The sequence below is a fragment of the Patescibacteria group bacterium genome, assembly GCA_004297735.1.
Lineage (GTDB): Bacteria > Patescibacteriota > Saccharimonadia > UBA4664 > SCTI01 > SCTI01.
In genome coordinates, this window is record SCTI01000001.1 from 187,771 (window position 1) to 211,528 (window position 23,758).

31 protein-coding genes and 1 tRNA gene are annotated in these 23,758 nt (G+C 50.5%); 21 read left to right on the forward strand and 11 right to left on the reverse strand.

Translation table 11 applies throughout. The features are described from left to right. Positions 1–3 precede the first annotated feature (3 nt). The 5 genes from EPO04_01160 to EPO04_01180 all read right to left on the reverse strand — a co-directional run bounded on the left by EPO04_01160 (position 4) and on the right by EPO04_01180 (position 4,193). Positions 4–210, reverse strand: a complete 207-nt coding sequence (locus EPO04_01160; GenBank protein ID TAK89697.1) for a hypothetical protein — start codon at positions 208–210, stop codon at positions 4–6. A gap of 63 nt (positions 211–273) precedes the next feature. Beyond that, a complete protein-coding gene (locus EPO04_01165) occupies positions 274–1,344 on the reverse strand; it encodes a hypothetical protein (protein TAK89698.1) in 1,071 nt (356 codons plus the stop codon). Positions 1,345–1,355: 11 nt separating this feature from the next. Further along, positions 1,356–2,333 (reverse strand): hypothetical protein, encoded by a 978-nt coding sequence (locus EPO04_01170; protein ID TAK89699.1) that lies wholly within the window; start codon positions 2,331–2,333, stop codon positions 1,356–1,358. Positions 2,334–2,496: 163 nt separating this feature from the next. Further along, on the reverse strand, positions 2,497–3,075 hold the full coding sequence (locus tag EPO04_01175; protein TAK89700.1) for a hypothetical protein: 579 nt from the start codon (positions 3,073–3,075) through the stop codon (positions 2,497–2,499). Next, positions 3,072–4,193: a hypothetical protein gene (locus tag EPO04_01180; protein ID TAK89701.1), complete on the reverse strand. Its 1,122-nt coding sequence runs from the start codon at positions 4,191–4,193 to the stop codon at positions 3,072–3,074. The genes EPO04_01175 and EPO04_01180 overlap by 4 nt, the downstream gene beginning before the upstream one ends. A gap of 118 nt (positions 4,194–4,311) precedes the next feature. On the opposite strand from EPO04_01180, the gene EPO04_01185 reads away from it, so the two are divergent. The 6 genes from EPO04_01185 (at position 4,312) to EPO04_01210 (ending at position 8,740) form a co-directional block, all read left to right on the forward strand. Next, positions 4,312–4,599, forward strand: coding sequence for a nucleoid-associated protein, YbaB/EbfC family (locus tag EPO04_01185; GenBank protein TAK89702.1), 288 nt, complete (start codon positions 4,312–4,314; stop codon positions 4,597–4,599). A gap of 18 nt (positions 4,600–4,617) precedes the next feature. Next, entirely contained in the window at positions 4,618–5,217 is a 600-nt protein-coding gene (gene recR, locus EPO04_01190; GenBank protein ID TAK89703.1) for a recombination protein RecR, read from the forward strand. Continuing rightward, entirely contained in the window at positions 5,214–6,242 is a 1,029-nt protein-coding gene (locus tag EPO04_01195) for a hypothetical protein (GenBank protein ID TAK89704.1), read from the forward strand. The genes recR and EPO04_01195 overlap by 4 nt, the downstream gene beginning before the upstream one ends. After that, entirely contained in the window at positions 6,229–7,617 is a 1,389-nt protein-coding gene (locus EPO04_01200; protein ID TAK89705.1) for a cysteine--tRNA ligase, read from the forward strand. The genes EPO04_01195 and EPO04_01200 overlap by 14 nt, the downstream gene beginning before the upstream one ends. Further along, positions 7,574–8,038 (forward strand): NUDIX hydrolase, encoded by a 465-nt coding sequence (locus EPO04_01205; protein TAK89706.1) that lies wholly within the window; start codon positions 7,574–7,576, stop codon positions 8,036–8,038. Before EPO04_01200 ends, EPO04_01205 begins: the two co-directional genes overlap by 44 nt. A 105-nt stretch (positions 8,039–8,143) precedes the next feature. Beyond that, positions 8,144–8,740: a hypothetical protein gene (locus tag EPO04_01210; GenBank protein ID TAK89707.1), complete on the forward strand. Its 597-nt coding sequence runs from the start codon at positions 8,144–8,146 to the stop codon at positions 8,738–8,740. A 62-nt stretch (positions 8,741–8,802) separates the two neighbouring features. Here the strand turns inward: EPO04_01210 and EPO04_01215 are convergent, their stop codons facing one another. Further along, entirely contained in the window at positions 8,803–9,885 is a 1,083-nt protein-coding gene (locus tag EPO04_01215; GenBank protein ID TAK89708.1) for an AI-2E family transporter, read from the reverse strand. A gap of 89 nt (positions 9,886–9,974) precedes the next feature. Between EPO04_01215 and EPO04_01220 the strand changes: the two genes are divergently transcribed. From EPO04_01220 to EPO04_01240, 5 genes are all read left to right on the forward strand, one after another. Then, a tRNA-Gln gene (locus EPO04_01220) sits at positions 9,975–10,049 on the forward strand. A gap of 19 nt (positions 10,050–10,068) precedes the next feature. Continuing rightward, on the forward strand, positions 10,069–10,611 hold the full coding sequence (locus EPO04_01225; protein TAK89709.1) for a DUF3800 domain-containing protein: 543 nt from the start codon (positions 10,069–10,071) through the stop codon (positions 10,609–10,611). Positions 10,612–11,069: 458 nt separating this feature from the next. Continuing rightward, positions 11,070–11,846 carry a class I SAM-dependent methyltransferase gene (locus EPO04_01230; GenBank protein ID TAK89710.1) on the forward strand — a complete coding sequence of 259 codons (777 nt, stop codon included), beginning with the start codon at positions 11,070–11,072 and terminating at the stop codon, positions 11,844–11,846. A 175-nt stretch (positions 11,847–12,021) separates the two neighbouring features. Beyond that, entirely contained in the window at positions 12,022–12,390 is a 369-nt protein-coding gene (locus EPO04_01235) for a prepilin-type N-terminal cleavage/methylation domain-containing protein (GenBank protein ID TAK89711.1), read from the forward strand. Between the two features lie 195 nt (positions 12,391–12,585). Then, complete coding sequence (locus tag EPO04_01240) at positions 12,586–13,491, forward strand: VOC family protein (GenBank protein TAK89712.1); 906 nt, start codon at positions 12,586–12,588, stop codon at positions 13,489–13,491. Between the two features lie 3 nt (positions 13,492–13,494). Here EPO04_01240 and EPO04_01245 read toward each other — a convergent pair whose 3' ends face one another. Next, positions 13,495–13,854 carry a DUF2200 domain-containing protein gene (locus EPO04_01245; GenBank protein TAK89713.1) on the reverse strand — a complete coding sequence of 120 codons (360 nt, stop codon included), beginning with the start codon at positions 13,852–13,854 and terminating at the stop codon, positions 13,495–13,497. 121 nt (positions 13,855–13,975) lie between these two features. Here EPO04_01245 and EPO04_01250 point away from each other — a divergent pair, with 121 nt between their 5' ends. From EPO04_01250 to EPO04_01280, 7 genes are all read left to right on the forward strand, one after another. Then, positions 13,976–14,713 (forward strand): hypothetical protein, encoded by a 738-nt coding sequence (locus tag EPO04_01250; GenBank protein TAK89714.1) that lies wholly within the window; start codon positions 13,976–13,978, stop codon positions 14,711–14,713. Between the two features lie 108 nt (positions 14,714–14,821). Next, positions 14,822–15,961 (forward strand): hypothetical protein, encoded by a 1,140-nt coding sequence (locus EPO04_01255; GenBank protein TAK89715.1) that lies wholly within the window; start codon positions 14,822–14,824, stop codon positions 15,959–15,961. A gap of 70 nt (positions 15,962–16,031) precedes the next feature. Next, positions 16,032–16,868: a hypothetical protein gene (locus EPO04_01260; protein ID TAK89716.1), complete on the forward strand. Its 837-nt coding sequence runs from the start codon at positions 16,032–16,034 to the stop codon at positions 16,866–16,868. Positions 16,869–16,903: 35 nt separating this feature from the next. Then, positions 16,904–18,499 (forward strand): MFS transporter, encoded by a 1,596-nt coding sequence (locus tag EPO04_01265; protein TAK89717.1) that lies wholly within the window; start codon positions 16,904–16,906, stop codon positions 18,497–18,499. A 55-nt stretch (positions 18,500–18,554) separates the two neighbouring features. Beyond that, a complete protein-coding gene (locus tag EPO04_01270) occupies positions 18,555–18,968 on the forward strand; it encodes a hypothetical protein (protein ID TAK89718.1) in 414 nt (137 codons plus the stop codon). 2 nt (positions 18,969–18,970) lie between these two features. Next, a complete protein-coding gene (locus EPO04_01275) occupies positions 18,971–19,222 on the forward strand; it encodes an SHOCT domain-containing protein (protein TAK89719.1) in 252 nt (83 codons plus the stop codon). 40 nt (positions 19,223–19,262) lie between these two features. Further along, positions 19,263–20,024 carry a hypothetical protein gene (locus EPO04_01280; protein TAK89720.1) on the forward strand — a complete coding sequence of 254 codons (762 nt, stop codon included), beginning with the start codon at positions 19,263–19,265 and terminating at the stop codon, positions 20,022–20,024. Between the two features lie 7 nt (positions 20,025–20,031). Here the strand turns inward: EPO04_01280 and EPO04_01285 are convergent, their stop codons facing one another. Then, positions 20,032–20,334, reverse strand: coding sequence for a two pore domain potassium channel family protein (locus tag EPO04_01285; protein ID TAK89721.1), 303 nt, complete (start codon positions 20,332–20,334; stop codon positions 20,032–20,034). Between the two features lie 67 nt (positions 20,335–20,401). On the opposite strand from EPO04_01285, the gene EPO04_01290 reads away from it, so the two are divergent. Beyond that, positions 20,402–20,836 (forward strand): VOC family protein, encoded by a 435-nt coding sequence (locus EPO04_01290; GenBank protein TAK89722.1) that lies wholly within the window; start codon positions 20,402–20,404, stop codon positions 20,834–20,836. Here the strand turns inward: EPO04_01290 and EPO04_01295 are convergent. After that, on the reverse strand, positions 20,829–21,476 hold the full coding sequence (locus EPO04_01295; GenBank protein ID TAK89723.1) for a hypothetical protein: 648 nt from the start codon (positions 21,474–21,476) through the stop codon (positions 20,829–20,831). The two genes, EPO04_01290 and EPO04_01295, sit on opposite strands and share 8 nt — an antisense overlap. Positions 21,477–21,570: 94 nt before the next feature. On the opposite strand from EPO04_01295, the gene EPO04_01300 reads away from it, so the two are divergent. Next, the gene (locus tag EPO04_01300) at positions 21,571–22,035 is read left to right on the forward strand and encodes a hypothetical protein (GenBank protein ID TAK89724.1); all 465 of its coding nucleotides are present in this window, start codon (positions 21,571–21,573) and stop codon (positions 22,033–22,035) included. An 84-nt stretch (positions 22,036–22,119) separates the two neighbouring features. Then, positions 22,120–22,665 (forward strand): DUF1697 domain-containing protein, encoded by a 546-nt coding sequence (locus EPO04_01305; GenBank protein TAK89725.1) that lies wholly within the window; start codon positions 22,120–22,122, stop codon positions 22,663–22,665. Here the strand turns inward: EPO04_01305 and msrA are convergent. Both msrA and EPO04_01315 read right to left on the reverse strand, forming a co-directional pair. Continuing rightward, entirely contained in the window at positions 22,643–23,179 is a 537-nt protein-coding gene (msrA, locus tag EPO04_01310) for a peptide-methionine (S)-S-oxide reductase (protein ID TAK89726.1), read from the reverse strand. The genes EPO04_01305 and msrA overlap by 23 nt on opposite strands. 63 nt (positions 23,180–23,242) lie before the next feature. Next, entirely contained in the window at positions 23,243–23,554 is a 312-nt protein-coding gene (locus tag EPO04_01315; protein TAK89727.1) for a hypothetical protein, read from the reverse strand. Between the last annotated feature and the right edge of the window lie 204 nt (positions 23,555–23,758).

The window sequence follows — 23,758 nt, forward strand, 5'->3', positions numbered from 1 at the left end:
GGATTAGGCCCCGAACTTACTGCTACCAAAACCGCGGCGGCTGGGATTATTTGGGTCAAGATCGTGCGGACTGCTAACCGGGGTCTCACTTTTTAAATAGTGAATGAAGTTGGTGATTCCAAGCACAGTAATAATGCCCACCAGCAAGTGCTGTAGGAACTGTTTGCGCGTAACCGATTGTGTAAGCAAGCGATTGACCGGTTTGGACACAATTTCCACCAATTACTACACCTATTGTAGCATAAGCGGTATCTGAATTAAATCGAGACAGACCTATTCTTTTGTACTGGCTTTCTTGGCCTGAGACTCTTCAATTAGACGCCTGGCCTGTTTGAGGGTGCGCTGATAAACAAATGCTCGCCAAATAATTAAGCCAAGTATAACTGACAGCGCAATCAGGATCTTCCAGGGGATCACCCAAAAGCTGACTTCGGACACGATTGGTACGTCACGCAAGCCATCGTTGTAGACACCAACCAGCTTGGCGGTGTAGCGACCCAGCCGAATATCGGCTATTTTAGCGCCGCTCCAGTCCCAGTTGAGCGACTGGCTGGCACTACCATCTTCTTTAGTGGTGGTTTCGTTAACCGGAAAACCGTCTTTCCACTGAACCTTCAAGATTCGAGTCGTACCAGGAAGAATATAGGACTTATTTTCGTTAACCGACAGAGTGCTAATTGGCACCTTATCGCTGCTGTTGCGCTGGACAAAAACGTTACCATATGGCTGGACAATGGTGTTGCCGGTATTTTTTAAAGCAATTTCAAACGTAGCCGGCAAGTACTCATACACTCGCTTGGTGCTGGTAAAGTTGCCGACGTCAAGCTTGCGCACCGCGCCCGGCCGATCAACGTTGAGTAGGGTGAATACAGCTACCGAACCTTTAAGTAGCCTGCCGCCTTCGGTAGCTTTGGGTGCATCTTTACGACTAACAATCAGGGCGAAAGAGTAGCTAAAGCCGGCCTCTTTAGGTAAAGATACCTTAATTTTTTGGGTATACCACTGACCCGGTTGAACGGTAAAGGTTGGGTTTGCAAAGCTTACCCACTGGGCGATATCCGGTGAAGTGGTGTCGTCTAGAGTTAGCTGCTGGGTTTTACTATCAAAACGAAAGCTACGTGGCTCAATTTTGAGTGTCTCGGGCTGGCTACCGGCGTTGCGTATCTTTAGCTCCAGCTCGCTGGTTTGGCCAGGTTTAATACTCGAAACTAAGGGCGAGGGAGTAATTTGTAAAGAAAAATCACCTGGCGGATCGGCTGCTAGCGCCGGGGTGGATGCAACTATGGTCGCAGCTACCAGTAGAACCGCGGTAAAGATGCAGCGCTGTAGAAGGGATGACATCATGCTCTTGCGGCTTAAAACAGGCCGGCTCCAATAATGGTAATAGTGTCGGTGTAGTCGCTAGCGGCCGGGGTGGTGGCGTTAATGCTGGCATTGTTCTTAATGGTTAAAACGGCGGTGTCGGCCGTACCGGTTGAACTTACCAGCGCGCGCAAGGTGGTGTCCAGACCGCCACCTTGGCCGGCGCTGCTACCAACAAAAGGCGCTGCTACGCTAATACTGCCGCTACCGCCAACCTGGCTGGTAGTGATGCCGGTGTTGTAGCCCGAGGTGCCAGAGCTCAAAGTACTGTTGGTGCCAGGAGTGGTTGAGGCAATAGTGGAGGAAGCCGAAGCCGAAGTAAGCCCGGTGTTGGCATCTTTAGCCCAAACCATCCAGCCATTTTTAGCGTTGGTGTTAACGGTGGCGGTACGCGGGGTTGGGCTAGTGGTAACCGAGCTGCTCGAAAGCGTGCCGAGGGCATCGGTGTTAGCGCTGAGGGCAAAGGAGAAAACCGATGGCACGGTGGCCGACACAACAATTTGGTCGTCAGCAATGCTGGCGGTTGAGTATTGCTCGGTATCAATGTTGCTGGAACCAGTGGCGCGAGTGGTCACGCTACCGCTGTTTGAACTGGTGGCTGACGACTTAACCGCTACCGCAGCCGAGTTGGTCCAGTTAAAGCAGTGCAAAGTACCAACGGTTAGGTCGGTGCTAGGGAAGGTGACTACCTGCCCGGTAACGTTGGTAGCGGTACCGATGCCCGGCCAGGCGGTTCCTCCGGTAGGCCAAGCTAGGTTGGTGGTGTTAACGGTAAAGTTGGCGGCCGACCCCAGGGTGTAGCCGGTCGGGAAGGTTACCTGCACGTCGACTTCGGTAGCGGTGGTGGCTGGTTTGGCGCAAACGGTGCCGGTGGTGGCAGTGCTGATCTTCATTCGATCGAACCGAACCGATAACTGGGTTAGGGCAGCGGCGTTAGCGTTGGTGTGCAAAGCCACCAAAATGGCTGCCACGGGTAGCAGTAGCGCTAAAGTAGTCCGAGTTAGTTTTGATGCAAATGAAACGGAACGTTTTTGTGACATGAGAATTTCTGATTACGTTTTAATGTATGTCTTGAGACAATATGTCATAAGTATAAAGCATAACCGTTAATCAGAACAACCGTTTCGACCATTTTTACTGCCACTGCCAGGTCTGCAGCGTCTCATCAAGCCGTTTTTGCAGCAACGCCGGTTGATTCTGTGGACCAGAAACGGTGACCGAGGCGTAACGTGATCCATTAACCAGGTAAGCGCTCAGCTCCGATTGGTCATGGAGGGTAAAGAGGGCCCTAACATACTTATTGCCACCAGGCACCGCTATAACCTTGTACTCGGCCGGCTTGGTTTTGCGCAGATTATAGTCGGCGACGCCGCTCAGCCCCTCGGGCGGCAATAGATCGCTAACCACTCCAACCTGAACACCTCCGCTATGTGGTTCGTAACTAAAAAGCTGTATTAATGGGGTGCGCCCAGGTAGGCTATTGGTTTGAGTTTTATAGTTGGCCGGCAGCTGTATGGTAAAGAACTTGGTTGAGATTGGCTGAAGTGTGGTGTCCGCCTGATTTGCCTGAGCCGTGTCTTGGTTATCAACTTTGATTGCCTGCGAAGACGGGCTGTTGGCCCAGCCATAAAATAAAACCCCAACCATGATACCTGGCAAAATAAACAGTAATCGGGCCACTAAATAGGCACGTTTTTTACTGACCAGGCTCATGGCTTGCGCACCGAATCTTGTATTAAACTTCGTGGATACCTGCCGCCAAGTCGTCCAAGATGGGTAGCGCGAAACGCAAACACACGGGCATCAACCCAACTAACGGCGTACACCGATATGGCTGCCATATAGCCACCACCGAGCATAAACACGCCAATTCCTTTTAATGGCCCGAGCGGAACAACCGGTGCCGTAACTTGAGGCAGCTTGGCGCAGTCCTGGCCAGATTCAGCATGAGCCCAATCTGGTTGGCTTTGAGCTGACGGTAAATCACAAAACTGCTGTGGCTGGTAGGGCGTGATGGCTAAAAAGGTGCTAATCACAGCTTGCCCGCTAGTATCGGTAGCGCTCACCTTAACCGCATAGGTTTTCATTGATGAATAGGTATGTTCCAGACTAACCTCCTCGTCACCAATATTCCGGGTGCTAGTGGTGCCATCATTCCAGTCGACCACCACATGATAAGGTCTTGATCCGCCGGATATCGAACCGACCCAAATTGCTGGTTGGTTAGGTCCGAATTTCATAAAAGGATCGCGCGATTGGACGGCCAGTGGCGTCACTGGCGGCTGCTCGGCAGCAGAATCTTCCGTCTGAGCTTCGGTAGCGACATTGGCAGCTGGCGTCGAAGTCTCAGCCTCGCGCGGGGCGGTATAAGTGACGGTAACGGGGGCGCTATCCGGACCATAATCGTTGGTTATATTAACGGTTTTGGCAATCAATAGGTTTACGCCTGGCTTTAACACTACCTGTAAATTAAAGACTCCACCCGGCAAGCAGCTAGTTGAGCCAAGCAGCGCAGCTCCTGAATAAATCGCTACAATTGAGGTTGGGTTTAGCGGCTGACAGGTCCCCTTAACGACGAAATTGTCTTTTGTAACCGTAGCGCCATTGGCTGGCTCTTGAATAACAGCCGGCTGAGTTGGCGAAACCGCACTGACCTTAGCACTTACATCAAGTGTGGCGGCTAAACTGCTCCGATCAAGAGTTATGATTGAACCAATCGCAATTGTAGCCAGCGCAATCACCAAAAAAAGCGAGCGATATGAGGTATGGCGGTGAGACAAAAAGCGCCCACTGTGCTTATGATGCTGCAAATGTAGTGTTGAGTGAATCATAAATATCAGGAGTATCTATACCTATTTGTAACATAAAGCTTGTGTTAAAACGAATAACATATCAGGTCTCGATCCAAAACCTCAGATAAGCTACAATAGTAGAGATAGAGGAGATACCATGTTAAACCAAGCTAAAACCTTGTATGAACTTAAAAAGATCCAGTCGGCTCTCAGCAAAGAGGTGATTGAGGTTGAAACCGGCGATGGCGCGGTTAAGGTTCAAATTAATGGTGAACAAAAGATTAAAAAGATTTCACTAGACCCAGATAAGATCGACGTAAATGATCTAGGCAAGGTCGAAAAGTGGCTGGAATCTGCCATCACCCAGGCTATTACTCGTAGCCAACAGGTAGCCGCCGAAAAGATGAAGAGCGTTGCTGGCGGACTCGGCATCCCCGGCCTGTAAATAAGGAGTCGCCCGGTAGTGCAGATCATCCCCCAGTCGGTGGCTCAGCTTATAGAGGAGTTTGGCAAGCTTCCCGGTGTCGGTCCGCGTACAGCGGAGCGGCTGGCCTTTTATTTGTTGCGCGCCGATAGTGGGCACGAACAGCGACTGGGCGAAGCGCTAATCAACCTGCGCCAACAGCTAACCGTTTGTCAGCGCTGCCACAACTTTAGCGAGCAGGAGCTGTGCGTTATCTGCGCTCATCCTAATCGTAACGAACAGCTGCTAACCGTGGTTGAGGAGCCGCTCGACGTGGTAGCGGTTGAAAAAACCGGTCTATACCAAGGCCTGTACCACGTACTGGGCGGAGTGATTTCGCCCATTGATGGCGTCGGTCCGGCTCAACTTAAGATTGCCGATCTGGTAGAGCGAGTTAAAAACGAGAACATCGAAGAGGTGCTGATCGCCACCAACCCTACTACCGAGGGCGAGGCAACCGCGCTCTATATCCGTAAACAGCTGGAGCCGCTCGAGGTGCAGGTTAGCCGACTGGCGCGCGGTCTGCCGGTAGGTGGTGACCTAGAGTACGCCGATCAGATTACCCTCGGACGCGCCCTGCAGGAAAGGCGGGCCTTTTGAGCCAGTTAGCATCCGCCATTAAGCAGCTCGGGGAGCTAATTGATGAAGCTAAAACCATCCTCGTATTGCAGCCAGAAAAGCCGGACACCGACAGCTTAACTACCAGCCTGGCGCTAGAGCAAATTTTGGGCGATAGGGGTAAGCAGGTTTTAATGTATTGCCAAGACGAGGTGCCGGCCTATATTCGTCACTTTGCCGGAGCCGACCGCGTACTAGAAGAGTTTCCGACAAAGTTTGATCTTACCATCCTAGTTGATACCGGCGGGCCAAGCATGCTTGCGCGTACGCTCGAAAAGCATCAAGCACAGTTAACCAAAAAGCCATTTGCGGTGGTCGACCATCACCCTACCCGCGAGGCAATGCCGTTTGAGGTTGTTGAGGTGATTGACGCCAAGGCCACCAGTACCTGCGAGCTGGTTTTTGAGCTGTCTAAGCAGCTGGGTTACAAGGTTAACGCCGAGGCAGCTAGCCTGATGGTGCCGGGCATTTTAGCTGATACCCGCAATCTGAGTATTCAAACCGTTGGGGCCAAGGAGTTCCGCTTGGTAGCCGAGCTGATTGACCTCGGTGCGAACGTGTTTGAAACGCACGAAGCTTACCGAAAGATTAATGCGATTAGTATGGAGTTAATGCAGCTAAAGGGTCGCTTACTCTCGCGGGTAGAAAGCTTTGCCGGCGGCAAGATAGCTTTTATTGCAATTACACCGCAAGAGCTTAAAAAGTATGCCGATATTCATGACCCGGCCGACCTAGTTATGTACGAAATGCAGCGCGCCGAGGGGGTTGAGGTAGCGGTAGCCATGCGTGAGTACCATGGCCAGGCCATCCCGGTTAAAATTAAGGTATCAACTCGCGCCAACATGCCGGTTGCGGCTAAAACCTGCCAACAGTTTGGCGGCGGTGGCCACGATCGGGCGGCCGGCTGTCAGTTTAATGATGTTAGTATAGAAGAAGCCAAAAAGCAGTTTATTGAGGCATTAACTGCCAATATTAACGAGTACAAATCAACCCATGAAGCTGTATAACACGCTAGGTCGCACAATCCAGGAGGTTAAACCGCTCAAGCGGGGCGAGATCAAGCTGTATACCTGTGGCCCGACGGTTTACCACTACTACCACATTGGCAATCTGCGCAAAAGCCTTTTTGATGACACCCTTAAGCGTACCCTCATGCTAAACAACTTTGCGGTTCAGCATGTCATGAACATTACCGACGTCGGCCACCTAACCAATGATGCCGACGAGGGCGATGATAAGCTCCAGTCTCGCGCCGACGAAGAGGGCAAAACGGTTTGGGAGGTAGCCAAGTTCTACACCAAAGCTTTTACACAAGATATGGCCGCCTTAAACGTTCTGGCTCCCAGCAAGCTGGTTCCGGCCACTCAAGCAATTAAGCAGCAGGTTGCGATGGTTCAAGCTTTGCTCGACAAAGGCTTTGCCTACCAGGTTGAGCAGGCCATTTACTTTGATGTATCTAAGCTAAAAGATTACGGCAAGTTAACCGGTCAAAAGCTTGATCAAAAGGAGGTTGCGGCCCGCCAGGATGTGGTCACCGACCCAGATAAAAAGAACCCCCAGGACTTTGCACTCTGGTTCTTTACGGTCGGCCGATTCAAGGACCACCAAATGCACTGGCCATCACCTTGGGGCGAAGGCTTCCCCGGTTGGCACCTGGAGTGCTCGGCCATAATCGAACAAGAGCTCGGCGACACCATTGATATTCATACCGGCGGCGTTGACCACATTGGCACACATCACACCAATGAGATAGCTCAAAGCGAGGCGGCACATGACGGCAAGCCGCTGGCCAACCTTTGGCTGCACAGTGAGTTTCTGCTGGTTAATGACAAGAAAATGAGCAAGTCATTAAAAAATACCTACACTCTTGAGGACGTGGTTAAAAAGGGCTTTCACCCGCTGGATTTACGGCTGTTCTACCTGCAAGCCCACTACCGCACCCAGCAAAACTTTACCTGGGAGGTGCTTGAGGCGGCTCAGAACCGCCGTCAGTCCATTAACGCCTGGGCGGACTTGCGCCATCAGGCTGAGGCCGATGAACGTGGCCAGCAGCTTTTAATTGCTGCCACCAACGAGATGCAAAAGGCCTTAGCGAATGACCTTGATACCCCACGGGTACTAGCGGTTCTTAGCGATGTGATTAACGCCGGCGTTGCCCCAACCAAAGACTTTTTAGAGTATTTAGACGCTGCCCTTGGCTTGCAGCTATTAGATAGAGCGGACATCACCAAAAGGCAGAAAGAACTCATCACTAAGCGCGAGAAGGCTCGTGCCAGCAAAGACTTTAAAGAGAGCGATAAGTTGCGTGATGAACTACTCAAAGATGGTATTGAGTTGAATGATACACCCAGAGGCACTCGCTGGAGCCGCAATGCTGGGTAAATTTCTCTTCCAGCTAAAACGCATATATTGGTTTATCTTCCGGCCGAAAACTCAGGGCGTAAAATGCATAATCGAAAATAATGGCAAGATCCTCATGATCCAGCGTACGTTTGGGAGTGTTCATTTTGTTTTCCCTGGGGGTAAGATCAATTCAAGTGAAACTCCTGAGCAAGCAGTAAGGCGAGAAGTTTTTGAAGACTTAGGTATTGAGCTAGATAAAATCCGATCGCTTGGATCATTTACTCAAGAAGTAAGACACCGGCAAGAGACTCTTTTCTGCTTTGCGGCTAAAGTGAGTAATCCAAACTTTACATTAGCCTCACATATAAAAACTTTTAAATGGTTTGATCTGGCGGACCTCCCCGAACTAACTCCTGTATCAAATTCGGTTTTCAGACTATATAAGTCTAGCGCTAAATAGGGTACTCAAATTATACTCAGATTTAAGTATCTGACTGCCGATAGCTATGATACACTCGTAGCCAGGTGAGTACCTCGTCAACCTCTACTAAAAGTTTGGTGCATCATGGGTGAATTGACGGTAGAAGCAGTTAGCAGGGAAGAGTGGGACAAGAACGTTCCGGTCGACTACCAGCTGGTTTACTTCATTGACTCGGATAGGGGCCTCGGAGTTGGCCTACACGACCCAGTACAAGACGTGGTCCTGCAACCGACGCCCGCCTCGGTGCTTCGCTTCAGGGCCGATGAACTACAGCTTCTCGAACCGCTCCTCCGAGAGCCGGGAAGTGTTAGCTACGGCTACGGCTGGGAAGCCCTGCTGGAGTACCTCTTCCAGCTCAAGGTCATGCAGCCCGAGCAAGATCCGGAAGGAGTTCTGAGGGCAAGCTTTCTACTGGCAGTCGAAGGAGCCAACCGCCACAGCGGGTGCTGGGACGCCTTGTTCCTGGAGCTTCGCTGGTTGCTCGATCGCCCGCGGGTGGACTTTGTTCGGCTACGCATCGATGGCTTGCTCGACTTGGTGCTTACCCAAGCTGAGCTCGGGTACCGCCACTACCTGGATCGACGCGAAAACCAAGGCCTACCCCTTGTCGAGCGAGGGTGGAAAACGCCTAAGTGGCTGGAGCAGTGGCTAGATCATCACGACCAGCAGGCTGTTCGGTAGACAAGAAACGGGTCGGGTGCACATGCACTCGGCCCGTCGTAGAGCAATTATGTAATAAAGACCTAAGCTTTCTTACTAGCGACCTTCACCGGTTCTTCGACTCGATGGTGCTTAAACCAGTGCACCGCCAACACCTTAAGACTGGCTGCAACCGGAATTGCGATTAAAGCGCCAAACAATCCGGCGGCCGAAGCACCAAGCAAGATTGCGATTGTTACAATCAGCGGGGATAGAGAAGTGGTGCGCCCTTGGATAATCGGCTGCAAAATATTGTTTTCAACCTGCTGATATATAAAGAAGTAAATCGCCAAAATGATGGCCGCGCTGGTGCTGGTAAAGAAGGCGACGATTACCACTATCACGGCCGCGATGGTGGCCCCTACGTACGGAATCAGCCCCAGAATACCAACCAGAATGCCAAGCGGCACCGCATACGGCAGACCAACCAGGGTCATGGCAATAATAGAACAAGCCGCGGCAATTGCGGCAATCGTCAGTACACCGGTAAAGTAGCTCGAAACCACCTGGTACATCTCGCTAGCTAGCTGCAAGTTACGCTGGCGAGTCTTGTCTGGATGATACCGCCAGATCCGCTCATTCCACCTCGGGCCTTCAAGTAACATAAAGATAGCTGTTACAAAAATGGTGGCAGCGGCCGCAAATCCGTTGAACACACCCTGAGCAATTGACACCGCCGAGCCGGCTGAGTTAACCAGCCACTTAGCGATATCATCGGCGGCATTTTGAACCACGCCCTCTAAGTTGTACTTATCAACCAACCGACCAACCGCCGAGTTGTTATCTTGCACGCTTTGTACCGTACCGGGCAAGGTCTCAATTAAAATAGCGCTCTGCTCAATCAGTACCGGAATAAAGGTTACCGCCAGGAACACAACGACCGCCAACAAGCCGCTCATAACGGCGGCTAAACTTAATCCACGACTGTGCCGCGGCATGTATTTTTGCAGCAACTCTACCGCCGGGTTGAGCGCCAGGGTCAAAAAGAAGGCCGCCACAATCCAGGTGAGCTGAGCCCGCAGCAGCACCGCTAGGTTTAACAGCGCCACAAAGGCGGTGATCCCGACCAGAACCTTAAAGATGGTTCGGTTTTCAATTCGGATGGTTGTAATATCCTTGGGATTCATATTGCAATTATGACTGCCCCTACCTAAAAAGGCAATCTATAACCTGTTGAGCTTGAGCTTTACTTCAGGTAAAATAGTGAAGTTCACGATGGGGTGTAGCCAAGTGGTAAGGCAACGGGTTTTGGTCCCGTGATTCGCAGGTTCGAACCCTGCCACCCCAGCCAGGAATTATATAGGGAGTAAATGAAGTATATATACATTGACGAGAGCGGTGACATCGGCCGCAAGAGCAAATATATTGTTTTTGCGGCGGTAATTACCGAAAACGACAGGCAGCTTGAAAAAGCAGTCAAGAAGGTGTGGCGGGCGAAACCTCAATACCACAAAAAGGGCCGGTTACACTCGGTAGAGGTTGATGACGCAACCAGGATCCGTATTCTTAGTGTAATATCTGACCTGGACATCACTATTAAGTTTCATGTATTTAAGAAGGCCGCGAGCCTACCGGACCAGCATAAACAGTATTATGCAGAACTGAGCAAGTTCGTTGCAAATTATGTTAAAGATCACATAATTATTGTTGAACGCAAAGACACCCTTAAGAAAAGAAATGAGATCATTCACAGGTGTAGCCTCGAGTCTATCTTTAAGAAAGTTATATTTGCCGACCCTCATAACTACAAGCAGTTGCAAGCTGTAGATTTTATAGCTTGGTCATACGGTCGAGTCATTGAGCAAAAAGACGACTCATTTTATAAAATAATTGAAGAAAAGTGCTTTAATTAGCCAAACAAAAGAAAGCCTCCCGCTTTGACGGATCACTCAAGGTGAACCAACACGGGAGGTCTTACTTCTCTGCAAATTGTAGCACAATGTAACACGTTCGTCAAAATACTGCGGTTGCCAACCATAATTTGCCTTATTTGTTAGTTATTGCCAAAATGAGGTTATGGATTCTGGAAGCGAGTAAGCGCTCTTGCTCCAGCAGCTTTAGCGAGGCAGCTATATTCTGAATCTCAAGTTAAAGCTTTGCGACTCGCAATTAAAAGATACGGGTATATATTTTCAACTAGACGAAGTTAGTGAAGCTCTGCTGCAGGTTATTTCTACGCCAATACAAATGGACAGACCTCGCCTCAAAAAGTAAATCAGCTTAATTTGATAATTTAGTACACTTATGGCATAATTTGGTGGATCTTGAGGGAGATCGTTAACCCTATACCTCGACAGCAAGGGATGGAACCATGCAGGAAGTTCAGACGCTGGATCCGCAGAAGATCGACTTCGACCCCTATCGCCTGCAGGCCCAGGTGTACGACGCGCTTCATACGGCGCTGAGGGACTACAACGCTGAAGCCCATGAGGTGATGCAGCTCATTGCCAAGTACGGCAATGGGGGCAAAACGCTGCTAGACGTGGCTTGCGGTACCGGCCTCCACCTGCAGCATTTTCGCCCCTCGTATAGAGTCGTGGGGCTGGACCGCAGCTCTGCGATGCTGGACCGGGCTGCGATGAGACTTCAACACGTCGAGCTAGCACAGCGCGATATGCGCAACTTCGACCTGGACGGCCGTCGGTTTAGCGCGGTAACCTGTCTGTGCAGCTCAATCGGGCACATGCAGAGCCTCGAAGACCTGAGTGACGCGATCGAGTGCATGGCAAAGCACCTGGAGCCGGGCGGCGTTTTGGTGCTGGAACCGTGGTACACGCCATACACTTGGCTTGACCGCCAGCAGCCGGCTGTGGTCTGGTCGGGGGACGGCTCGGTCGTTCGGGTGACGCTTGCCAGCTACGTGAAGAAGGATGAGCGTACCGAAGTTGAACACGCTCTACTGCAGATGCACCACCACATGGGGCACCCGCTGGAGACCGGCTACTTCATCTCGCAGTTCTTGACGTCGCTGTTCACCGACGAGCAGTACGAGGAGGCGATTGAGCGTGCTGGCCTGAAGCTTGTGTATGAGTCCGCCGGCATCAACGCCAGCAGTCACCCTGTCTACATCGGCATCAACCCGCGGTAAAAGCTGATGTAGTACCCCGATCGGTTGGTTTTTACAGCCGGTCGGGGGCAACGGAATTATCTTTACGACCTTAAGCTTTAGCTCGCAAATTGCATTATCGTAAAAAGACTGTATTATATGTGGCGAGGCGAGCGTGGGCTCGTTTTAATTTTGTTCTTCGACAGACGGAGTTGCTATGCGACGGCATTTTCGTAGCGAAGCCGGCTTCACACTGATCGAGCTGCTGGTGGTCGTGCTGATCATTGGCATTCTCGCGGCAATTGCTCTCCCGACCTACCAGAACCAGAGCAACAACCGCAAAAAGGCCGAGGCTGCATCAGCCGAGAAGAAAAAGGCCGCTCAACGCGAGCAAATGAAGCTCAACGGTGTCAAGTCGATCACCCGCTACAAGCAAGTGGTGATGATTCGGCTCGACGGGTCGAATACTGTGCCTTCGGCGCGATACCTCCACAACGTCTGCGGTCGCTCGGGGGTGGATGACATCACGCCGATCGTGACAGGCACCGACCCGGCTACAACCCGCATTGTGGTGTTGTGCCGCTAAGACTGAGGACAACGGCTCAGCGCCAACGGGCGCGGCGTCTACATCGGCATCAAGAACTCCTAGCGGTTTTCGGATACCTCGGCCGGTTGCTCGTTTTGGGCAGCCGGTCGGGGACAACGGAATTATAATTTTGCACACACGTTATTTGAGTTTAAAGAGCGTATACTATAAGCATCGCCAAATAAAGGACTTATTATGCAAAAAATTGTTCCACATCTGTGGTTTGACACGCAGGCCAAAGAAGCGGCTGAGTTTTATGTAAAGGTGTTTCCTGACTCAAAGATTATTAGCAGTAGTGTAATCAAAAATACTCCTAGCGGGGACTGCGATATCATGTCGTACTCACTAGGGGGCTATAGGTTTATGGCGATTAGTGCCGGGCCTGCCTTTAAAATTAATTCGTCGATTTCATTTATGGTTAACTTTGACCCCAGTCGCGACGATAAGGCCAGGGAGCATTTAGACGAGTTATGGGAGGCCTTGAGCCAAGGTGGCGAGGTAATGATGCCGCTGGACAAATACCCATACAGCGAACGTTATGGCTGGGTGCAAGATCGTTTTGGTGTGAGCTGGCAGCTGATTTTAACCGATCCGGAAGGCGAGCCGAGACCGTTTATTGTGCCAACTCTGCTGTTTAATGGCGAAGCTACCAATAAAGCGGCCGAAGCAATTAAGTTTTACTTATCGGTATTTAAGGATTCAAAAATGGGAACCGAAGCTCCCTACCCAGAGGATAACGGCCCAGCCAAGAAAGGCTCCCTTATGTTTGCCGACTTTATGCTAGAAAATCAGTGGTTTGCAGCGATGGATGCCGGCGTTGAGATGTCATCACCTTTTAACGAGGCGGTGTCGTTGCTGGTTAATGCCGAGGATCAGGCGGAGATTGATTATTACTGGGACAAGCTTAGTGCCGTGCCGCAAGCCGAGCAGTGCGGCTGGCTGAAGGATCAGTTTGGCGTATCTTGGCAGGTGGTACCAACCGCCATGAGCAAGATGATGTCAGAGGCTACGCCAGAACAAGCTCAGCGCGTAACTCAAGCCTTTTTGAAGATGAAGAAGTTCGATATTGCGAAGTTGGAGTCGGCTTACGAGGGGAAGTAGCTTCTATTGCGTTCTTAAAATCTTATCCATCGCCTTGCCGCGGGCTAGCTCATCGATTAGCTTATCCAGATAGCGAATTTCTTGTGTTGTTGAATCTTTAATGTCTTCCACCCGTATGCCGCAAATTACTCCCGTAATTAACTTTCGGGCCGGGTTTAACTTGGGGGCGGAGTTAAAGAAAGCTTCAAAGTCGACCTGCTGTTCAAGCTGAACTTTTAGCTCAGCTTGGCTGTATCCGGTTAACCAGACAATAATCTCATCGACTTCAGCTTTAGTGCGACCTTTTTTCTCAACCTTGGCAAGATAGAGCGGGTAAACCTTGGCTACGCTCATGGTGTAAATGCGTGGCTTTTTGTCTTCCATTTAGGCACCTTTCTGTATGTGGTTATATTATCATCACTGAGTGCCGGTCCGGACAACGTAATTATAGGTTGAACTATATAACGCTCATGCTTTACTATTAAAGCAATAATGAGGTCATCGAATGCCAAGGCTGCCGCAACCCGGTCAGGATAATGGAACATGGGGAGAGCTTTTAAACGAATATTTAAGTGTTGAGCTGGATTCAGCCGGCAATCTTAAGCTTCGTACCGATGGCACGCTTGACTCTAAAGCCAACGACAGCGAGGTGGTCCACCTGTCAGGCTCAGAGACCATTGCTGGGCTAAAGATATTTTCAACCGTGCCGACCATTCCGGCTCCTTCAACCGGAACCGATGCCGCCAACAAAACCTACGTCGATAATACTGTTGCTTCAGGTACGCCGGATGCGACCGGAAGTGTAAAGGGCAAGATTCAGCTAGCTGGCGACCTAACCGGTACAGCTGCTAGCCCAACCATTGCCAACGGTGCCGTTACCGCAGCTAAGGTTGCGGCCGATGTGGCCACGCAAGCCGAGCTGGACTCGGTTGCTCAAACTTTAACCGCCAACACCCAAACCACTAGTTATGTTTTGGTGGCAGGAGATGCCGGTAAGGTGATCGAGATGAACTCATCTTCGGCTACCACTGTAACGATCCCACTAAATTCTAGTGTGGCCTTTGCTACGGGTACCGTAATCGAGGTACTGCGTTTTGGCACTGGCACCGTTACGATTACCCCAACCGGCGGAGTTACCATTCGCTCACGGGCTAGCTTAACCGCAATTGCTAACCAGTACGGCTCGGTATCATTACGTAAACGCGCTACCGATGAGTGGGTACTGGTTGGGGATCTTACCTAAGTGGCGACCATAACGGCGAGCCGTTCGGCGACATCGCAGTACCAGTCTTGGTTCACCCCAAATGCTGGAGGGCGCTGGGGCGGTTGGCAGATAGCTTCTAACTTAGCCATGGGTCAAAATACCGCCGTGGGTGGATTGTCGTCACCATCAGCTCAATATGCTGGTTCGACTGGGGCCAGCCGCACCACGCGGAGGCGCTGTCGAGCAGCTTTTTCGTTTAGTCAGCTAAAGCTCGAGTTCACCAACAGCCCTTGCGACGTTGAGCCAACGACAGCGAGCGAACACGGCGACATCACCATAGCGGCTAGCGTCGAAACTGCTGGCGGCGCACTAACCCAAGTTACCTTTGACGGTGGGTCGACCACCAAGGTTTTAACCAAAAATACCACCGTTTTAAGCGATGCGGCGTCTTTTACAGCGGCCGAAGGCGATATTTTTTGGGTGAGAACCTACGTTAGCGCCGGAACCGGTCTGCGTTACCCGCTAAACATGTTAACCGATCAAACCAACGGAGAGGGGACGGTCAACAGTGTTAATCAGACCATGTCCGGAACGATTTCTAGCTCAAACGCCAAGAGCTTTACCGCTACAGCCGTGGTTGCGCCTCGGCCAGCCCCAGTAACCAACTTATTAATTGTGGGCGACAGTATTACGGCTGGACGAACCGAAGCTACCGATCAAACTTTATCGGATCATCAACGAGGTTGGGCAGCCCGAGCCTTTGGTGGTATTTATCCATTTTATCGTCTAGCGATGGGTGGAGATCGAGCCAATTTAATTCCGACCAACTGGCCATCCCGCCAGACACTACCGGCAACGGGCGGGTTTAGCCATGCCATTGTTTTACTGGGGGTTAACGACATTCAAGATGCCGCTCAGACCGGAGCCAATGTGATATCTTCGCTTGATACTATTTACCAATGGCTACAGGATGCTGGCATCCCGCGTATTTATGCTGTGACCATACCGCCATTTAGCGTTACCGGCACTTACACTAGCGCTGGAGGGCAAACGGTTAACTCTACCTTTGATGGCTACCGCCAAACCGTTAACACCTCGATTCGGGCGTTATCTAACAGTCGACTGTATGGCTATATCGATGCCGCGGCGGCGGTTGAGGATGGCAGCAACGCAGGTAAGTGGCGTTCGGACGGCGGAGTAGCGTATTCCGATGATGGGACCCACCCCAATACGCTGGGTCATCAAACTATAGCAAACGCTATTACCACCAAAACCTTCGCGGTTTAATAGTTTTATATTTTAGATTGGCGCTGTATAGTATGGCTATATAGTACTTATGGTTAAATGCGGTGAGGTTTTGGGCAAAGTAGGAGCTGTTTTTGGTTTTGGCGTAGTCATGGTCGTTGGTTCGGCGGTTTTGATTTATGGGCCAGGTGGCATACTGTCGCAAAAAACTGTTGTTAAAACCGGTCCCGTTCCGGTCACAGTCAATCAGCAGAGCGACCCTACAGACTCAACCACGGAAAGCCCGAACCCAAGCACCGAACCCAGCCCGGACCAGGCCTATGAATGGGTCAACTCACAGGTAAATCCCTACTCAACCTATTACGCTAGTTACCGCCGAAGCAGCAATGCTACTACTGCCACCGTCGTGACGACCACCTCGACGTCAGTAACCAACACCGATACAGAATCCGAGCCAACTCCGCCGCCGGCACCGGTCTATTACGATGTTACCCGCACCGGTGCCTACAAGTACACTCCGGCCGAGGTTGAGGCTGGTGTGACAGCGACGAACCCGTCTTACTTTACCCGTACCGGCAACAATTTTTACACCACCTTAAAGAGCGGCACTTACGGTGGTGGGTTTCCGGCGGCGCCAGGAGACTACTTCTACTTAAATGAGCTGTACTACCAAATTAATATTAATAGTTCGTTAACCTATTTAAATATTGGAACTCATCTTAAATACAAGGATCAAGACATTAACTTTTATGTTGATGGTAGTTTAGCCATTAAACTGGTGCTGGTTGAAGATTTAAGCAATCCAGGTGTTGATTTTTATGTAACCAAACAGTACAACTTGCCTCCTGAGTATTTATGGAACACCGGAACTTACGGCCAGGTTCAAGGCGGCCCGTACATTTTTGATCCGGTTGATATTGCACTACCGGTTAGCTGTTCTGGTTGCTAACACGATGTCATTAATAAAGGGTGTACAATAGCAGTATGAAGAAGTGGTCGGTCATCGCCATATTAGCAGTTGCCCAGTTTGTAATGATACTGGACGGCACGGTGATGAATGTTTCGATCTCGACGGTCGCCAAGGATCTTGGCACCAGCATTACCGGGATGCAAACCGCTATTACCCTGTTTGCACTGACCATGGCCGCGTTTATGCTAACCGGCGGTAAGCTCGGGGAGATTTGGGGTCACAAGCGAGCCTTCACCATTGGCTCAATGATCTACGGCAGCGGCTCGCTAATTACCGCGGCAGCTCCATCATTGGGCGTCTTGCTGTTTGGCTGGTCACTGGTTGAAGGTCTTGGCGCGGTTTTGGTAATACCGGCAATTGCTTCGCTGGCGGCCGCCAACTACTCAGGTAAAGACCGAGTGGCAGCGTTTTCGCTGATTGGGGCGGCTACCGGCTTAGCGGCGGCGGTTGGCCCGATTATTGGCGGCTTTGTAACAACTTATCTGTCATGGCGTTACGTTTTTGCCGCCGAAACGCTGATAATGATAGTGGTACTTTTGGTGAGTGGTCGAATTGCCGACGCCAAGGTGAGCAAGGGAGTAAAACTAGACATACCAAGCGTAGTGCTATCGGCAACCGGCATGATCCTGGTGGTGTTTGGAGCTTTGCAGAGCCGGTCCTGGGGCTGGATCCAACCGCTAGGCGCGCCAGAAGTCAATGGTCAGGCCATCACCCCTCTGGGTATATCGGTAGTAGCTTATTTGATATTGCTGGGCGTTCTGGTGCTCAAGCTGTTTTACGATCGACAGGTTCGGCTTGAAAGCGAAAACAAGCAACCTCTACTTAAAGTCTCAATGCTCAAGATTGGCGTACTGCGTAGCGGTTTAACCGTCTTGACCGTTCAGTACTTTACCGTTGCCTCAGTCTTCTTTATTGTTCCGGTTTATTTGCAGACCATTCTAGGCTATGACGCGCTGCAAACCGGCCTCAAACTAATACCACTATCAATTGGCTTACTGATATTTACGCTGGTGGGTTCGCGCCGCAGCACGGTAATGCCACCACGTCGAATTGTGCGAGCCGGACAGCTAGCGATGGCTTTTGGGGCGCTTTTAATCCTTGGCTCAATTAACACCGAGTTAAAGGGAACCATGTTCTGGCTCGGTATGTTTGGCTTGGGGGCCGGCTTTGGGCTGCTGGCCTCGCAGCTAGGCAATGTGACCATGTCGGCGGTCGACAAATCGGATACCGGCCAGGTCGGTGGCTTGCAGGGGACCTTCCAGAACCTAGGCCAGTCGTTTGGTACTGCGGTTGCCGGTTCGATCTTTATTCTCACTCTAACCTCGGGCTTCACCGCGGCGGTGCAGAACAGCCAAAGCTTAACCGAGCAAGCCAAGACCACCATTACCCAGCAAGCACAGAGTGGTGTCGGCATTGTATCGCAGCAGCAAGCCGAGCAGTACGTGCTAGACCAGGGCGGCACGCAAGCAACCGCTCAAGAGATATCCGACCTTTATGTTAGTTCTCAGCTTGAGTCACTCCGGACTACTCTAGCAATTATCTTTTTTGGCTTAATTTTGTCGCTAATCTTGTCGGCTAAATTGCCATCAAAGATGCCTAAAATAGTTTAAAGATAGGGGATATCCGGCTTTCCAGCTATAATAACTATATAAGCGGAGGCGCAGCATGAAGGGACCAATCGACTATATTATTGTTGGTTTTGAGGGCAACAAATTTGATGGCAGTGTCTTAAAGGCACTTAGCCAGGCCATTGATGACGGCGTGATCGCCTTAATTAACCTGCTAGTGATTACCCGCGACGATAAAGACAACGTAACCGTCGTTGATGTGGCTGATTTTGACGGAGAAACGGCCGCCTTCATTAAGCAGTACCAGCCTCAGCAAACCACCGTTGACCAAGACGACATTGATGAGGTCGCCGACTTGATTGAAAAAAATTGTTCGGCCGGCATGCTGGTTATTGAGCAGCTTTGGGCAAAACCGCTTAAAAAGGCTCTTTTGGACGCAAACGGCGTGTTACTGGCCGAGGGACGGATTCACCCCGAAGCCGCAATTGAATTAGAGGGTAAAGGAGAATAACTATGCCAGGATTACTACGAGGAGTTGCCCGTACCGCGGTCATTTCGGGCACCGCCACAGCTGTATCTAACCGCGTAAGTCGGAGGCAAGCCCAAAAGTGGAGCGGCGAGCAGAGTCAGCAGCCAACCCAGGCGGTTGAGCCGGCTCAAGATGACTTAACCGCTCAGCTAGAGCAGCTAGCAGCGTTAAAAGATAAAGGCATTTTGACCCAAGAAGAGTTTGACGCTAAAAAGAAGCAAATCTTAGGACTGTAGCAAGCAAGCTAGCGTATAATGCTTATGCTACAATCGAAATATGAGTAACCAAAAAATAGCCTCCCTGATAAAACTAAATTGGACTGCAGCAGCACTGCATTTAGCGCAGGGCATAGCGATTGTGGCTTTAAGCCGCGACTTTACTTTGCCAATCTCGGTTAGCTTTTTACAGTTTAACCCCGCCACGCAAAACCTTGAGCCAACCTCGACTCCATTGTTCGACTTATCGCTACCGTGGCTGGTGGCATTATTCTTGTTCCTGTCTTTCCTGGCACACTTAACCATTGTTACCGTTTATCGTCATCGATACGTGGCTGATTTGCAAAAGGGCATCAACAAAGCTCGCTGGATAGAGTACAGTCTGTCGGCTTCGGTAATGATTGTAGCTATCGGATTACTCGTCGGTATCTATGATATAGCCAGCTTAATCGCCCTGTTTGGGTTGATAGCAATCATGAATCTATGCGGCCTGATTATGGAAGTCCACAATCAGACAACCAAGAACACTAACTGGCTAAGCTACTGGGTAGGCTGCCTGGCGGGGATAATTCCCTGGGTGATGATTGCGATTTACCTCTGGGCCGGAGCCGACAACGGCAGCCAGGCGCCAACCTTTGTTTACTGGATATTTGTTTCCATTTTTGTATTCTTTAACTGTTTTGCAATTAATATGTTTCTGCAGTACAAAAAGATTGGGCCATGGGCTAACTATCTTTACGGCGAAAAAGTATACGTCATTTTAAGTCTTGTCGCCAAATCAGCTTTAGCTTGGCAGGTATTTGCCGGAACATTGCGACCCTAGCCAGCTGCTATTCATTAGATTTAGATCTGCGATTGCTAAACCGTTGCTGACGACGCTTAACAGTAACCGTAATAAAGGTGGTTACAATCCCTACGCCAACCAGTATATAAAAAGTAGTGAACAGCTTACCGATATCGGTTTTTGTTACTAAGTCGCCGTAGCCAACCGTGGTCAGCGTTATCACGCTAAAGTAGTAGGCGTTCAACCAGCTAAATCTCTCTATATAGTGATAAAAAACGGTGCCAATCGCAATTGTGCTAACGGCGCCCAGTAAAATTAAGCGATAGGCATATTTGCTAATGTCATGCATGGTTTAATTATGACATACTAGTAGGCAAATCAAGTTTAATTTATTAATTAGATAGGGAGAAATTATTATGAGCAATATTAGAACCAATCCATACCTGTTTTTTAAAGGAAACGCCCTTGAGGCAATGAAGTTTTATCAGAGCGTGTTTGGCGGTGAGCTTGATACCAAAACTTACGCCGATTTTCACGTTCCGGCCGAAGGCGACTTAAAAGATGACAGTATTATGCATGCCTCATTAAATGGTGGCGATGTGGTGTTGATGGCTAGCGACACCAACCTGGCTAGCCCCAAGGCCGCCAAGATAACGATATCGCTTAACGGTGATGCCGACAGTGAGGCGCGATTAACCGAGGTTTTTAAACTGCTTAGCGATGGCGCCGAGGTACAAACCCCACTCAAAAAAGAGATGTGGGGCGATCTTTACGGTAGCCTAACCGATAAGTACGGCATTGACTGGATGATTAATATTGAGTCCGGAGCAAAAGAGGGCGCGGCTAGCTAACCGGCTTGCCCATCGATTTAATTTTTAGTTGATCGGCTTTGGGTTGGCGACGGACAATTACGTAATAGCCTAGCAGGGTTAAGGACGGAAGCGCCATCAGCAGCATCTGCGATAGCTGCGGGAGCGCTATAAATCGCTGAAGCCAGTCTGGAACCGAAACTCCAGCCAGACGGCTGACGTGCAAAGTGTATTCACTCACCAGTTTTGGTATGGCCATAGTAACTAAAATTGCGGCGGCCACTGCCGGTGAGGTGATTAGTGTGCTCTGGCGCGACCATCGGGTGTAGAGGGCGTAGAAAAGATAAAAGTCGAGGAACAGATTAGGAAAGAAAAACAGCACATACTCTAAGCCTGTACCAATAAAGATGATCACTCCAATTAAACGCCAGCCAATCAGGGCGTAAGCAATTTTCTTGGCGCGTGCATCGGCCCACTTACGAACGGTCAGTCCCATTATTAGCAAAAAGTAAGTGTCAAGCAGCTTATCGACCACCTGGTAGTTATGGTACCCAATAAAAGAGCTGCCGATTATCTGGTAGTCGTAGGCGTCCAATGCCATGCTAGCTGCCACGCCGGTTAAGGGCCAGCGCAGAATCAACAGCGGTGCCAGAAGTCGGAGTATAACTATCAGCGCAAGCATGTTTTTAATCCTTTATACCTGGGCTTATCATACACCTTTATGTAATATTCCAACGATTATTGACAAATAAGCGTAAAAATTGTAATTTTTATGCATGGAGCGCGCATCGCCGGGCCTCATCTCCCGCTTCGGAGTCATGCGAAGCATCGTGGCGTTCATCGCCATCGTCGCCGCCCTGGTCGGTCTGATCGTCTTCGCGATCACGGGCGTCGAGCCGAATGCCATCGGGACCGCGTTCATGGTCCTCGGCGCCGTCGGCATCACCATCGGTCTGCTCGTCGCCTTCGGCGGCAGCGAGGCTGGGGTGGTCCTCATGAGCACCGTCATCGCCGTCCTGGTCACCATGGCCGCGAAGACGACCCTCGGGTACACCTCCGTGATCATGGAGGTCGGGCTGATGGCCCTGATCGGGGCCACTTCCGCTGCCGTCTTCTCCTGGCACCGTCGCCGGCGCCTGAACGCGGCGAGCTGGTTCGACATCGGTGGCGTCACCCAGATCACGCCGATGAACCTCAAGAAGCCGAACCTCCCGCCCGTTCCGCTTCACCAGCAGGTCTAGTCGGCCCACGGCCCCGCCGGAGCACTCACCAGGTGTTTCGGCGGGGCCTCCCGCTTTTTAGGACTTATTAGTTATACTAGAGACATGGTTTACGTAGCATTACTTCGCGGCATCAATGTCGGCGGCAACAACAAAGTAGAGATGGCCAAGCTAAAGCTGACCTTTGAGCAGCTAGGCTTTACCAAAGTTAAAACCTACATTAATTCCGGAAATATTATATTTGAAGGGCCTGATCAAAATCACCTGCAGCTAGCCTCACAAATTGAGGCTGCGATTACAAAAGATTTTGGCCTCAATATACCGGTGGTTTTACGTAACCTTAAGCAGATACAAGCAATCTGCAAAGCCATGCCTGAGACTTGGGTTAACAACTCGGTCATGAAGTGTGATGTACTGTTTTTGTGGGAAGAGGTTGATAACAAGTCGGCACTTGAGGCAATGTCGGTTAAACGCGATATTGTTGACTTAAAGTACGTCCCAGGAGCAGTTATCTGGAGAATTGACAAGGAAAATGTCACTCGTGGTGGTATCGATAAATTTATTGCGGCACCAATTTACAAGAAAATCACGATCAGAAACTGCAATACCGTCCGTAAGCTAAAGACTCTTATGGAAGAAGCCGCTCACTAAACTTTTGGCGTAGCTTTTCTAGCTTAGGATTAATAATTACCTGACAGTAAGCAGCCTGGGGATTTCTTGCAAAATAGTTCTGATGTTCCGGCTCAGCTGGGTAAAACTGCTCAAGCGGCTCCAGTTTTGTAACCACTGGATCGCTCCACAGTTTAGCCACCTTTTTAATTGAAGCTTCGGCAATTTTTTTCTGTGCTTGATCTAAGTAGAAAATAGCTGATCGGTACTGCGGACCAATATCGGCGCCCTGGCGATTAAGCGTCGTTGGGTTGTGTAGCGCCCAAAATATATCTAAAACGTCTTCGAGACTGATAATTGATGGGTTGAACTCAACCCTAACCGCCTCGGCATGGCCGGTCTCACCACTGACAACCTGATAGTAGGTTGGATTTAGGGTCTGGCCTCCGGTATAACCAGAGGTAACGCTGGTGATGCCGTTAATCATTCGAAAAGCCGCATCAATGCACCAAAAGCAGCCGCCCGCCAAAACAATTGATTGTGATGATGATGTCATATTTATAGTTTAGCAGCTTAAACTCATTGCGCCCCCTTGCGGGGACGCAAGAGGGCGAGGGGGCTAGGCCGCAATCTCGAGACGGCCGGGCAGCCCAACCGAGCTGTTGCGAGGGAATAGCTCGGTGTTGTAAGCCACCCGCTGAAGCTGCTCGAGCAGACGATGCCACTCGCCGGCTTCGTCGATGTTCAGCTCGCGATAGCTGCCGTCTGCTGTCTGGGCCATCAGCTTGAGATCACCGGTCACGGATCCGGTTTCCACGAGCTGGCGCGCGACTGAGGTCAGTAGACCGTAGAGGGTGGGGCTAGATGCGGCAGGGAAAACCACCTTGTCGGGGTCTCCTGCCAGCAGCACATATGTCGACGAATCTGCCAAAACGCCTCCTTGGTGCAATGGGGGGTACGAAACTGCTTTTACTTAATCACAACCAGGCTCATAACTCAACCAATAAAAGCGAAAGTCCCCACGAGGGGGACTTTCTGGTGCTCACCGAGCACGTACTTGAACAAAATAGCACTTGGTGAACACCCTTACGGTATCACGGTTGAGCTTTTAGGCGCAATAGAATTTTTATAAACA

Excerpts from the sequence above, each read along its gene's own strand:
- EPO04_01185 (TAK89702.1), top strand. The coding sequence starts at position 4,312 with ATGTTAAACCAAGCTAAAACCTTGTATGAACTTAAAAAGATCCAGTCG.
- EPO04_01255 (TAK89715.1), top strand. The coding sequence starts at position 14,822 with ATGGGTCAAAATACCGCCGTGGGTGGATTGTCGTCACCATCAGCTCAA.
- EPO04_01240 (TAK89712.1), top strand. The coding sequence starts at position 12,586 with ATGCAAAAAATTGTTCCACATCTGTGGTTTGACACGCAGGCCAAAGAA.
- EPO04_01235 (TAK89711.1), top strand. The coding sequence starts at position 12,022 with ATGCGACGGCATTTTCGTAGCGAAGCCGGCTTCACACTGATCGAGCTG.
- EPO04_01210 (TAK89707.1), top strand. The coding sequence starts at position 8,144 with ATGGGTGAATTGACGGTAGAAGCAGTTAGCAGGGAAGAGTGGGACAAG.
- EPO04_01295 (TAK89723.1), bottom strand. The coding sequence starts at position 21,476 with ATGCTTGCGCTGATAGTTATACTCCGACTTCTGGCACCGCTGTTGATT.
- msrA (TAK89726.1), bottom strand. The coding sequence starts at position 23,179 with ATGACATCATCATCACAATCAATTGTTTTGGCGGGCGGCTGCTTTTGG.
- EPO04_01165 (TAK89698.1), bottom strand. The coding sequence starts at position 1,344 with ATGATGTCATCCCTTCTACAGCGCTGCATCTTTACCGCGGTTCTACTG.
- EPO04_01300 (TAK89724.1), top strand. The coding sequence starts at position 21,571 with ATGGAGCGCGCATCGCCGGGCCTCATCTCCCGCTTCGGAGTCATGCGA.
- EPO04_01215 (TAK89708.1), bottom strand. The coding sequence starts at position 9,885 with ATGAATCCCAAGGATATTACAACCATCCGAATTGAAAACCGAACCATC.
- EPO04_01290 (TAK89722.1), top strand. The coding sequence starts at position 20,402 with ATGAGCAATATTAGAACCAATCCATACCTGTTTTTTAAAGGAAACGCC.
- EPO04_01250 (TAK89714.1), top strand. The coding sequence starts at position 13,976 with ATGCCAAGGCTGCCGCAACCCGGTCAGGATAATGGAACATGGGGAGAG.
- EPO04_01285 (TAK89721.1), bottom strand. The coding sequence starts at position 20,334 with ATGCATGACATTAGCAAATATGCCTATCGCTTAATTTTACTGGGCGCC.
- EPO04_01305 (TAK89725.1), top strand. The coding sequence starts at position 22,120 with ATGGTTTACGTAGCATTACTTCGCGGCATCAATGTCGGCGGCAACAAC.
- EPO04_01230 (TAK89710.1), top strand. The coding sequence starts at position 11,070 with ATGCAGGAAGTTCAGACGCTGGATCCGCAGAAGATCGACTTCGACCCC.
- EPO04_01205 (TAK89706.1), top strand. The coding sequence starts at position 7,574 with ATGATACACCCAGAGGCACTCGCTGGAGCCGCAATGCTGGGTAAATTT.
- EPO04_01245 (TAK89713.1), bottom strand. The coding sequence starts at position 13,854 with ATGGAAGACAAAAAGCCACGCATTTACACCATGAGCGTAGCCAAGGTT.
- EPO04_01200 (TAK89705.1), top strand. The coding sequence starts at position 6,229 with ATGAAGCTGTATAACACGCTAGGTCGCACAATCCAGGAGGTTAAACCG.
- EPO04_01175 (TAK89700.1), bottom strand. The coding sequence starts at position 3,075 with ATGAGCCTGGTCAGTAAAAAACGTGCCTATTTAGTGGCCCGATTACTG.
- EPO04_01265 (TAK89717.1), top strand. The coding sequence starts at position 16,904 with ATGAAGAAGTGGTCGGTCATCGCCATATTAGCAGTTGCCCAGTTTGTA.
- EPO04_01275 (TAK89719.1), top strand. The coding sequence starts at position 18,971 with ATGCCAGGATTACTACGAGGAGTTGCCCGTACCGCGGTCATTTCGGGC.
- EPO04_01280 (TAK89720.1), top strand. The coding sequence starts at position 19,263 with ATGAGTAACCAAAAAATAGCCTCCCTGATAAAACTAAATTGGACTGCA.
- EPO04_01180 (TAK89701.1), bottom strand. The coding sequence starts at position 4,193 with ATGATTCACTCAACACTACATTTGCAGCATCATAAGCACAGTGGGCGC.
- EPO04_01270 (TAK89718.1), top strand. The coding sequence starts at position 18,555 with ATGAAGGGACCAATCGACTATATTATTGTTGGTTTTGAGGGCAACAAA.
- EPO04_01225 (TAK89709.1), top strand. The coding sequence starts at position 10,069 with ATGAAGTATATATACATTGACGAGAGCGGTGACATCGGCCGCAAGAGC.